At 64.3% G+C, this 11226-nt stretch carries 7 protein-coding genes; 3 read left to right on the forward strand and 4 right to left on the reverse strand.

The genetic code is table 11. The annotated features are described in order from the left end of the window. Nucleotides 1–19: 19 nt before the first annotated feature. The 4 genes from JAB8_RS21880 to JAB8_RS21895 form a co-directional block, all read right to left on the reverse strand. Nucleotides 20–2065 carry a bifunctional diguanylate cyclase/phosphodiesterase gene (locus JAB8_RS21880; protein WP_070291389.1) on the reverse strand — a complete coding sequence of 682 codons (2046 nt, stop codon included), beginning with the start codon at nt 2063–2065 and terminating at the stop codon, nt 20–22. Nucleotide 2066: 1 nt separating this feature from the next. Beyond that, entirely contained in the window at nt 2067–3239 is a 1173-nt protein-coding gene (locus JAB8_RS21885) for an HDOD domain-containing protein (protein ID WP_070291390.1), read from the reverse strand. Nucleotides 3240–3444: 205 nt separating this feature from the next. Continuing rightward, complete coding sequence (locus tag JAB8_RS21890; protein WP_070224853.1) at nt 3445–4074, reverse strand: response regulator transcription factor; 630 nt, start codon at nt 4072–4074, stop codon at nt 3445–3447. Nucleotides 4075–4090: 16 nt separating this feature from the next. Beyond that, the gene (locus JAB8_RS21895; protein ID WP_070291391.1) at nt 4091–5461 is read right to left on the reverse strand and encodes a cache domain-containing protein; all 1371 of its coding nucleotides are present in this window, start codon (nt 5459–5461) and stop codon (nt 4091–4093) included. A 246-nt stretch (nt 5462–5707) separates the two neighbouring features. On the opposite strand from JAB8_RS21895, the gene JAB8_RS21900 reads away from it, so the two are divergent. The 3 genes from JAB8_RS21900 to JAB8_RS21910 all read left to right on the forward strand — a co-directional run bounded on the left by JAB8_RS21900 (nt 5708) and on the right by JAB8_RS21910 (nt 11225). Further along, entirely contained in the window at nt 5708–7768 is a 2061-nt protein-coding gene (locus JAB8_RS21900; protein ID WP_070291392.1) for a carbon starvation CstA family protein, read from the forward strand. Then, on the forward strand, nt 7768–7968 hold the full coding sequence (locus JAB8_RS21905; protein ID WP_010396213.1) for a YbdD/YjiX family protein: 201 nt from the start codon (nt 7768–7770) through the stop codon (nt 7966–7968). Before JAB8_RS21900 ends, JAB8_RS21905 begins: the two co-directional genes overlap by 1 nt. Before the next feature lie 374 nt (nt 7969–8342). Beyond that, nucleotides 8343–11225 (forward strand): response regulator, encoded by a 2883-nt coding sequence (locus JAB8_RS21910; RefSeq protein ID WP_070291393.1) that lies wholly within the window; start codon nt 8343–8345, stop codon nt 11223–11225. Nucleotide 11226 lies beyond the last annotated feature (1 nt).

An 11226-nucleotide genomic window follows, 5' to 3' on the forward strand; every position in this document is an offset into this window, starting at 1 on the left:
CAAGGGCTGGGGCAGGCACCTACACGCCCCAGTTTTCCCGCAGCGCCCGCTCGAACTCTCTCGCCGGCAGCGGGCGCGAGAACAGGTAGCCTTGTACTTCGTCGCAGCCGGAACTCTTCAGGAAGGCCAGCTGCTCGGCCGTCTCCACGCCTTCGGCGATCACCTTGTGGTGCAGCTGCTGGGCGATGCTGATGATGGTGCTGGCGATGGCGCAGTCGCTGGCGTCGGTGGGGATGCCGGTGGTGAACGAACGGTCGATTTTCAGGGTATCGATGGGAAAGCGCTTCAAATAGGACAGACTCGAATAGCCGGTGCCGAAGTCGTCCAGCGACAGGGCCACGCCCAGGGCCGTGATGCGGTCCATGATGGCGATGACCCTCTCGATGTTGTGCATCAGGGTGCTTTCCGTGATTTCCAGTTCCAGCCAGGCCGCTTCCAGGCCGTAGCGGGCCAGGGTCGCCGCCACCCTGGCGGGCAAGGCTGCCGTGAATTCGCGCGCGGAAACGTTGACGGCCAGGCGGATCGGCGGCAGGCCAGCCAGCTTCCATGCTTGCGCCTGGGCGCAGGCCGCTTCCAAGACCCATTCGCCCACCTGCACCACCAGGCCCGTCGATTCGGCCAGCGGGATGAATTCGGCGGGCGGGATCATGCCGTGCTGCGGGTGATGCCAGCGCACCAGTGCTTCGGCGCCGATGATGCGCCCGCTGCCGAGCGCGTACTTCGGCTGGTAGTGCAGCAGCAGTTGCTGTTCCGACAGGGCCTGGCGCAAGCCCGTTTCCAGACGCATGCGCGCCTGCATGCCCTGGTTCATGTCCTGGCTGTAGAAGGCCACGCTTTCCGCTTCGCCGCCGCTGTCCTGCTTGGCGCGGTACATGGCGATGTCGGCCAGGCGCAGCAGGGTTTCCGCGTCCTGCCCGTCCTGCGGATACACGCTGATGCCGATGCTGGCGCCCACGCGCAGGTCGTGGTCCTCGATCAGGAACGGCTCCACCAGCGAGGCGAGAAGTTTTTGCGCCACCATGCTCGCTTCGAAATGCTGGCCGATGTCGAACAGGCCGACGGCGAACTCGTCGCCGCCCAGGCGGGCCACCAGGTCCTGGTCGCGCAATACTTGGCGGAAACGCAAGGAGACCTGGCGCAGCAGTTCGTCGCCGATGCGCCGGCCCAGGGTGTCGTTGATCAGCTTAAAACGGTTCAGGTCGATGAACAGCACGCAACCGAGCATCTTGCTGCGCTGCGCCACGCTGAGAGCCTGGTCAACCAGCTTGGCCAGCAAGGTACGGTTGGGCAGGCTGGTCAGCGGGTCGTAGTAGGCCAGGTGGTGCAGCCGCTCTTCGGCCAGCTTGCGTTCCGTGATGTCCGTCAGGTAGGCGATGAGTCCGATGGGCTTGTCGTCCAGGTCTTGCAGCGGCGACAAGGACAGGCTGGCCCAGAAGACCTCGCCCGACTTCTTTCGCCGGCGCACCTCCATCAGGCGCCCTCCCTGTTCCAGGAAGGCGTCGTGGAAGCCCGTGTCTTCGTCGTCGTACAGGAACAGGATGTTGCGCCCCACGGCTTCCACCGAGGTGTAGCCGAACAGGCGTTCGGCGCCCTTGTTCCAGCTGGTGATGTAGCCCGTCAAGTCCATCGTCAGCACGGATTCGTGCAACTGGTCGAGGATTTGCGTCTGCTGCGCCAGCAAGGCTTCGACTTGCGCGTAGGCATGGGTCGAGCGTTGCGCCAGCGAATGCACCTGCAAGACGCCGGCCGTCAACGATGCCAGGCTGGCCAGGTGGCGGCGGTCGGCATCGTTATACAGCGGTCGGCCGGCCACGCTGTAATGACCGAAGCAATGGCCGTCGAAGCTGACTTCCTGCAACAAGGCGGGCATATCGCGGGGAAACGGCACGGCTGGCGCAGCGGCGTCCGTACTGGCCGCGGGCAGGAACTGGCCATGCGGGCTGGCCATCACGGTGCTGGCGATACGGCCCAGCTCAGCTACCAGCGCGGAGCCGCGCAAACGCACGACGGCGTCGCACAGGGCGGCGCTGTCAGCGAGGAAATCCGACACCGGAAACAGGGTCATGCTAGAGATTCCGGCTGACCTGGATGGCCCATTGGTAGGCCTGCAGCAGGCTGCGCCAATAGGTTTCTCCATCGATGCCGGCGCGGCGCAAGCCGTCGGGCGGCGGCGTGGCGCTTTCGACCAGCGCCAGCAAGGTGCCCAGCTCGCCATTACGTTCGAGCAAGGCCGTGCTCACTTCGGGCGCCAGGTTCAGGGTGGCGATGATGTCTTCCATCGGCATGCCCAGCAGGACGTCGAGCAGGGAAAACACGCCTGCCATGAAGGCCAGGTCTTGCGCGTCGCGGTCGCCGCCGCGCAGCTGGCACAGCGCTTCCATCTGCGCCGCGCGCACGGCCGCCAGCGGCAGCAGCGCGTGGATCTTGCCATCGTCTTGCTGGCGCGCATACAGCAGCAGCTGCAGCCAGCGCTGCAGCTGGCGCCGGCCCAGCAGGGTGATGGCCTGGCTGAAGCTGCTAATCGGCGCCGTGAAACCGAAGGCGGCGGAATTGACCAGTTTTAATAGATGATAGCTGAGCGATGGGTCTTGCTTGAGCGGCACTTCCAGCTCGTGCGCGTCGGCATCGCGGGCCAGCAGGCCCAGCAGCGCCAGCACGCGGCGGCGCGACGTGGCGTCTTCCGGCTCGCTTTGCTGGCGCGCATGGTGCAGGGCGTAATCGCCGGCAAACCAGCTCACGCCGAGTTCTTGCAATTCGGCAATCTGCCCCGCGTCGGCGATGTTGTAGGCCAGGTGCGGCCCCGGCAAGGGCAGCAGCTGATGCAGGGCCGGGCGGGCGCCGGCCGCGTCAAAGCTCAGCGCACGCGCATCGACCTGCGCCGCCGTCACGGGACCGGCCTCGGCGCCATCGAGCAGGATGCGGTAGCCGGCGTCGCGCCATTGCCGGCATTTTTTCTGCAGCGCTTTGTCGTCGGCAAGATGGGCAGGCAAACGGAAGATGGTGCGTTGCGGCGCCAGTTGCGCCAGCACGGCCTCGTCCACGCCATGCGGGTCGGCCAGGGGAATGATGCAGTCGAGCGGCGCCAGGAAGGCATACGCATCGGCGGCGGCCAGCGCCGCCAGCAACGACGCCGTCGAGGCCTGCGGTACATGCAGGGTAACAGCGACCCACTCGTTATGAGCATTGGCTACTGCTTGTAATCCCACCAACGGAAACAGGTTTGATTCAGACGCTGACATCGGTATCTCAGTGTGGGTAGGGCGCCATAGTAAATAAACTGACCAGCATTGGCAACCCTGGCCCGACAGGGATGCCATTTCGACAGCGAGATTCATTCTATCCGAATCTCACCCATGAAACAGTTTAATTTTGGCAATAAATATTCAAAAAGAACATTCCCCCGCGAGACCCGCCTGGCATGCGGGTGCCGCCGCGCGCGCCTTCTCAGGCGCTGCCGCCCTGTGCATGCTCGACCGCATATTTGATCAATTCGGCCTGCCCTTCGATGCCGAGCTTGCGCTTGATGTTCAGCCGGTGCGTCTCCACCGTGCGCACGCTCAGGTCCAGCACGCGGGCGATCTGCTTGTTCGACTGGCCCGCCGCGATGTGCTGCAGCACTTGCTGCTCGCGTGTGGTGAGGAAGGAATCGTGGACTTGCGGGCGCGACAGCTGCCGCGCCAGCGCTGCACTGTAATAAATCCCGCCGGACATCACCGTCTCGATGGCAAACACGATATCTTTCCCTGGGGCATCTTTGAGTACATAGCCGCGCGCGCCCGCGGCGATGGCTTGCGACACGTATTCGAGCTTGTCGTGCATGGACAGGATCAGCACGGCAATCTGCGGGAACGCCTGCTTGAACAGCGCCGTCGCCTCGATGCCGTTCGTGCCGCGCATATTAATATCCATCAACACGAGGTCCACCTGGTGCGCGCGCGCCTGGGCCAGCGCTTCGTCGGCGCCGCCCGCCTCGGCCACCACGTCGAAATGCGCCACCGCTTCCAGGCGCGCGCGCAAGCCGTCGCGCACGAGGGGGTGGTCGTCCACCAGCAGGATGTTGATCTTCTCGGTCATGGTTGCGTATCTATTCTTAGTGGGTGGATGAAAGGGCGAGCCGCGCCAGCACCACGGTGCCGGCCGGGGACGAGGTGATGTGCAGGCTGCCGCCGATGGCTTCCATGCGTTCCGTCATGTTGCGCAGGCCGATGCCGCGCTGCGGATGCAGGGCGATGCCGTCAAAGTCGAAGCCGCCGCCGTTATCCTGGATGCGCAATTCCACGGCCTTCCCCGCCTCGCGCAGGCTTACTTCCACGCCGCGGGCGTGGGCATGGCGCTCGCAATTGGTCAGCGCTTCCTGAGCGATACGGAACAGCACGGTATTCACCATGTCGGGCAAGCCCTCGCCCGCCGCCGCCGGACTGGCCGTGAAACTGGCTTGCGCGCTGCTGCTGTCGTTAAATTCATGCACCAGGTGGTCGAGCGCGGCGGCCAGGCCCAGGTCGTCGAGGATGGCCGGGCGCAGGTTGTGCGAAATGCGCCGCACCTCGCCCAGCACCTTGTTCAGCTGCTCGGCGGCACGCTCGAACGTGGCCGGCGCCTTTTCTTTCTGTTCCGCATTGCCGGCCAGACGCGCGATGCCCGCCTCGATCTGCAGCTTGATCGACACCAGCCACTGGCTGATGCCGTCATGCAAGTCACGCGACAGCCGCGCCCGCTCTTCTTCCTGCGATTCAACCACGCGCTGCGCCAGCACTTTCAGCTTGGCGTCGGCCACGCGCAGTTCGCGCAAGTTCAGCACGAGGCCGCAGGCGGCCACCAGCAGGGAGCCGAGGATGGCGATGGCGGCGATCAGTTCCATGGTCGAGCGGATATTGCGCGACTGCTGGGCGTCGACCTTGGCCAGCGCCTGGTCCACGTCATCCATGTAGATGCCGGTACCCATCATCCAGCCCCATTCCGGCATCAGGATCACATAGCCGAGCTTGGGCGCGGACTTGTTGGTCGACGGCTTGATCCAGTTGTAGCGCTCGAAACCGCCGCCGCTCTTCGCCCGCTGCATCAGGCGCTGGATGGTCAGATTGCCCTCGGCGTCGCGCAGCTCCCACAGATTCTGCCCCACCAGCTCGGGCTGGCGCGGATGCATCAGCGACTTGCCCTGCAAATCGTAGATGAAGAAATAGCCGTCGTCGCCATAGCTGAGGGCGGACAGGATGCGCTTGGCCTCCTCTTGCGTGGCGTCATCCTTGCGGCCAGAACCATATAACGAGGCGATGGAATGGCTGGCCAGGGTCACGTAATGCTTGAGCTCGGCTTCCTTGCTGGCCAGGTACGCTTGCTGGATGGTGGCGCGCTGCTGCTCGGCCAGGGTGATCGCCTGGTGCCGCACGGCAAACGCAATGGCGCACAGGGCGAGGATGAGCGGCGTGATGGCCAGGAAGATGACTTTCTGTCTGAGTTTCATGGCCTTGCGCGCTCCGGCGGCGTCGATGCTGGTGGGAATGGGTGATTTTACGTCGCGGCGCGGCGATCAGCCTGCGTAGTAATACTGAGCGTTACTGCGTAGTGCTGCGCTTGCGGCAATTATACGATTCCTGAATACTCGCCATAAGCTGCAGATACACCAAAAGTAACATCCAAACTGGCGACGACCAGGCTCGGCAGCACACATCATCGCACGGCACAGCGCCCGTCAATCTCTGGAGGAAGCATGAACCGCATTTTCAAACAACTCGGCTGGGCAGCGCTTGCGCTGGCAGGCGCCGGGTCCCTGGGCGTCGTCGCCCTGCAACGTGGCGAACCGATCAGCGCGATCTGGATCGTCATCGCCGCCGTCTGCGTCTATCTGATCGCCTACCGTTTCTACAGCCTGTTCATCGCCGACAAGGTGCTGGGCCTCGATGCACGCCGCATGACGCCCGCGTTCAAGCACAACGATGGCCTCGACCACGTGCCGACCAACAAATATGTGCTGTTCGGCCACCATTTCGCGGCGATTGCCGGCGCCGGCCCCCTGGTCGGGCCCGTGCTGGCCGCGCAGATGGGCTATCTGCCCGGCATGCTGTGGATTCTGGCGGGCGTCGTGTTTGCGGGCGCCGTGCAGGATTTCATCGTGCTGTTCATTTCCATGCGCCGCGACGGCCGTTCCTTGGGCGACCTGATCAAGGCTGAACTGGGCGAAATTCCCGGCATGATTGCGCTCCTGGGCTGCTTCATGATCATGGTCATCATTTTGGCCGTGCTGGCACTGATCGTCGTCAAGGCGCTGACGGGCTCGCCATGGGGCAGCTTCACCGTGATGGCGACGATTCCCATCGCCCTGTTCATGGGCGTGTATTCGCGCTTCATCCGCGTGGGCCGCATCGGCGAAATCTCCATCATCGGCTTTGTGCTGCTGATGCTGGCCATCATCGGCGGCCAATACGTGCAGGAACATGCCGTTCTCGGCCCGATGTTTACGTTCACGGGCACGGAACTGACCTGGATGCTGATCGGCTACGGCTTCATCGCTTCCGTCCTGCCCGTGTGGCTGCTGCTGGCGCCGCGCGACTACCTGTCGACTTTCCTCAAAATCGGCACGATTCTGGGCCTGGCCATCGGCATCATCGTCGTCGCGCCTTACCTGAAAATGCCGGCCATGACCAAGTTCATCGACGGCTCCGGCCCCGTCTGGTCGGGCAATCTGTTCCCCTTCCTGTTCATCACGATCGCCTGCGGCGCCGTTTCCGGCTTCCACGCGCTGATTTCCTCGGGCACCACGCCGAAGATGATTGAAAACGAAAGCCACGCCCGCTTCATCGGCTATGGCGCCATGCTGATGGAATCGTTCGTGGCCATCATGGCCCTGGTAGCCGCCTCGACCATCGAGCCGGGCATCTATTTCGCCATGAACAGCCCGGCCGCCCTGATCGGCACCACGGCGGAGTCCGCCGCCCAGGCGATTTCGCAGTGGGGCTTCTATGTCACGCCGGAAATGCTGACGCAAACGGCCAAGGACGTTGGCGAGCACAGCATCATTTCGCGCGCGGGCGGCGCACCGACCCTGGCCGTCGGCATGGCGCAGATCCTGTCCGGCGCCATCGGCGGCAAGGCCATGATGGCCTTCTGGTACCACTTCGCCATCCTGTTCGAAGCGCTGTTCATCCTGACGGCCGTCGATGCGGGCACGCGCGCGGGCCGCTTCATGCTGCAAGACTTGCTGGGCAGCTTCGTGCCAGCGCTGAAACAGACGGAAAACGTCATCGCCAACCTGCTGGCCACGGGCCTGTGCGTGGCGGCCTGGGGCTACTTCCTGTACCAGGGCGTGGTCGATCCATTGGGCGGCATCAACACCCTGTGGCCGCTGTTCGGCATCGCCAACCAGATGCTGGCGGCGATTGCACTGATCCTCGGCACTTGCGTGCTGTTCAAGATGAAGCGTGGCCAGTACGCGTGGGTCACCATCACGCCAACCATCTGGCTGCTGCTGTGCACCTTGACGGCGGGCTGGCAAAAGATCTTCGACGCCAACCCGCGCGTCGGTTTCCTCGCGCATGCGAAGAAATATTCGGCGGCCCTCGATGAAGGCACGCTGCTGGCGCCGGCCAAGTCGGTGGCGCAGATGCGCCAGATCATCTTCAACGACTACCTCGACGCCGGCCTGGCCGCCTTCTTCGTGGTGGTCGTCGTCAGCGTGCTGTTCTTCGGCATCCGCACCATCATGAAGGCGCGCGCCGACAGCAAACCGAGCACCAAGGAAACGCCGTTCCAGGCCATGCCCACGGTGCAATGATGATCGATGAAATCATCAAGGCTGGACGGTATCTGGGGCAAAGCATGCGGCTCATGTGCGGCTTGCCCGAGTACGACACCTATGTGGCGCACCGGGAAGTGACCCATCCCGGCGAGCCGATGATGACGTATGAAGAGTTTTTCCGCGAGCGGCAGGAAGCCCGTTACGGCGGGGCGGGAAAACGTGGAGGTTGTTGTTAATAGTATGGTCAGTCCCTTCGGGATCGGCATGTGCCCCATTGGGACACATTCCCCCTCCGGGGTCTGACCCCGGCCTTTCAGGGGTTTAATTGCATCCCCAAAAGCAAATACCGGGGTCAGTTGCGTAGGTCGGATTAGCTCGTAGAGCGTAATCCGACAACATCGTTGGCGCGGCCGGTGGTGGTGTCGGATTACGCGCGGCTTTGCCGCGCTAATCCGACCTACGTGCTGCCCTCCGTTGTTTCATCTCTTATAAGTTCCCCTCCCCTCTCCTCCATTAGACCCACATCAATATCGGGATGTGTCTTCGCGTCTATATTTTTCCAATAGGAATTAAATAACAGTCAACGGGCGACCGGGGAAGCAGCGAATTCATGTTCAATTTCCAACGCTCCAGCATCAGCCAGAAGCTGACCATGATTTCGGTATTGTCGTCGGGCTGCGCGCTGCTGCTGGTGTTCGTGGCGTTTGCGCTGACTTCCGTGCTCAACCACAAGAACGATGAAGGCAAGCAACTGCTGTCGCTGGCGGGCGTGATCGGCGCGGCCAGCGCGGCGCCCATGCTGCTGGGCAAGCCGGCGCAGGCGCAGGCGGAACAGGTGCTGGCGGCACTGTCCGCGCGCGACGAGGTCGCCCAGGCGGCCCTGTTCGACAAGGGCGGGCGCCTGTTTGCCCTGTACCGCGCGCCGCAGCATGCGGACGGCCTGGCGGCGCCGGAAGACATGGACCCGGCCCTGCTGGCCGACATGGCCGTGCAGCCCGTCACGCAAGGCTCGGGCACGACCCTGGCGCCCGCCATGCGCTTGTACCGCCCCGTCTACCGGCCAGGCGAGCCGCAACAGATCATCGGCGCCGTGCTGATCGAGGCGGACCTGAACCACATGTGGCGCGACATCGGCCGCCACGTGGGCGCCATCGGCGGCGCCACCGTGCTGTCCTTCCTGATCGCCGTGTTCCTCGCGCGGCGTTTCAAGAGCGTGATCGCCGAACCGATCACCAAACTGATCGATACGGCGCAAAAAGTATCGAGCAGCCAGACCTACAGCCACCGCATCGCGCACCAGCGCAGCGACGAGCTTGGCGTGCTGATCGACAGTTTCAACGACATGCTGGCGCAGATCGACAGCCGCGACAGCACCCTGGCCAATTACCGCGACCAGCTCGAGCGCCAGGTGGGCGTGCGCACGGCGCAGCTGGAAAAGGCCAAGGATGCGGCCGAGGCGGCCAGCCAGGCGAAGAGCGCGTTTCTCGCCACCATGAGCCATGAAATCCGCACGCCCATGAACGGCGTGCTGGGCATGACGGAATTGCTGCTGGCCAGCCCTTTGAGCCCGCAGCAGCGCCACTACACGAGCATGGTGCAGCGCTCGGGGCAGAATCTGCTGGTGATCATCAACGACATCCTCGACTTTTCCAAGATCGAGGCGGGCAAGCTGAGCGTGGAATACATCCGCTTCAATTTCCGCGAATTGCTCGACGACATAGAACACGTGTTCGCGCCGCAGGCGGAAGCGAAGAATATCAGCCTGGAATTCGACATCGCCTACGACATTCCGATCGCCATCTGCGGCGACCCGAACCGTTTGCGCCAGATCATCGTCAATCTGCTGGGCAACGCCATCAAGTTTACGGAAACGGGCAAGGTCACCGTGAAGGTGACCGTGTGCAGCGAAGACGCGCCCAGCGTGGGCTTGCGCTTCGAGGTACACGACACGGGCATCGGCGTATCAAACGAGGCGCAGACGCGCATCTTCGAATCGTTCTCGCAGGCGGACGGCTCGACCACGCGCAAGCACGGCGGCACGGGCCTGGGGTTGACGATCTCGAAACAGCTGGTGGAACTGATGGGCGGCACTATCGGCGTTGATAATGCTTTAACGCAAGGCTCGATCTTCTGGTTCGAAGTAAATTTCGATAAGCGGCGAGTCGACAGCGACGACCCCTCCTTCAACCTGAAAACCACGCGAGGGTTACGCGCCTTGATCGTCGACCACACACCCGCCACGCGCGCCGTGCTGGAGCGGCAACTGGCCAGCTGGCACATCGTCAGCGACAGCGCCGGCACGGCGGGCGACTGCCTGGCCAAGCTGCGCGCGGCGGCCCAGGCGGGCACGCCATATGGCGTGGCCCTGCTCGACATGGAATTGCCGCGCACCAGCGGCCTGGCCCTGGCCGCCACCATCAAGAGCGACCCGCTGCTGGCCGACCTCAAATTACTGCTGCTGAGCACGGAACAGGCGGCGGCCGACCCCGTGCAGCGGCGCGAGGCGGGCGTGGCCTTCCAGCTGATCAAGCCGGCCCGCGAATGCGACCTGTTCGACTGCATCGTCACGCCGCCGCGCGCCAGCGATAGCCTGCGCATCCATCCGCCGCATGCGGCGCGGCAGGTGGGCCGGCGCCAGCGCCGCCGCGTGCTGCTGGCCGAAGATAACCCCGTCAACGTGGAAGTGGCGCTGGCCATGCTCGACAGCCTGGGTCTGGACGTGGTCTGCGCGCGCAACGGCGAAGAAGCCCTGCAGGCGGCGCAGGCCGAGGATTTCGATCTGATCCTGATGGATTGCCAGATGCCCGTGATGGACGGCTTTGCCGCCACGGCGGAAATCCGCCGCCACGAACAGCAGTGCGGCCACGCGCGCGTGCTGCCCATCGTCGCCATCACGGCCAACGCGCTGCAGGGCGACCGCGAAGCGTGCCTGGCGGCCGGCATGGACGATTACCTGAGCAAGCCGTTCACGCAGCAGGACCTGGGCCACACGATCGCGCGCTGGATCACCCTGCCGCGCGCGGCCACCGTGCACCACAGCGAAGCGCCGGAGCCGCAGACGCCGCAAGAAGCGCCGCAAGAAGCGCCGCCCGGGCCGCCGCCCGAGGTGACGCCGCCATCCGCCGCCACGGCATCGGTCCAGCCGCTGAACCGGCAGGCGCTGGAAAACATCCGCGCCCTGTCGCACGCCGACGGCGATGCGCTGCTGGAACGGGTCATCCAGGCCTTTACCGGCGAGACGCCGCGCCAGTTGAGCGCCATGCGCGAAGCGATCGCCGGCGCGGACGCGGAAGCGCTGCGCAAGGTGGCGCACAGCCTCAAATCAGGCAGCGCCAACGTGGGCGCCGACGGCCTGGCGCAGCTGTGCAAGGAGATGGAAAAACTGGGCCGCGCCGGCAGCACCGAGGGCGCGGCTCCCCTGCTGCTGCAGATGCAGCAAGCCTTCCTGACCGTACGCGAATCGCTGAACGCCATCCTCGTGAAGGAACACTGAC

This window comes from Janthinobacterium sp. HH106 (assembly GCF_001758725.1).
Taxonomy (GTDB): Bacteria; Pseudomonadota; Gammaproteobacteria; order Burkholderiales; family Burkholderiaceae_D; genus Janthinobacterium.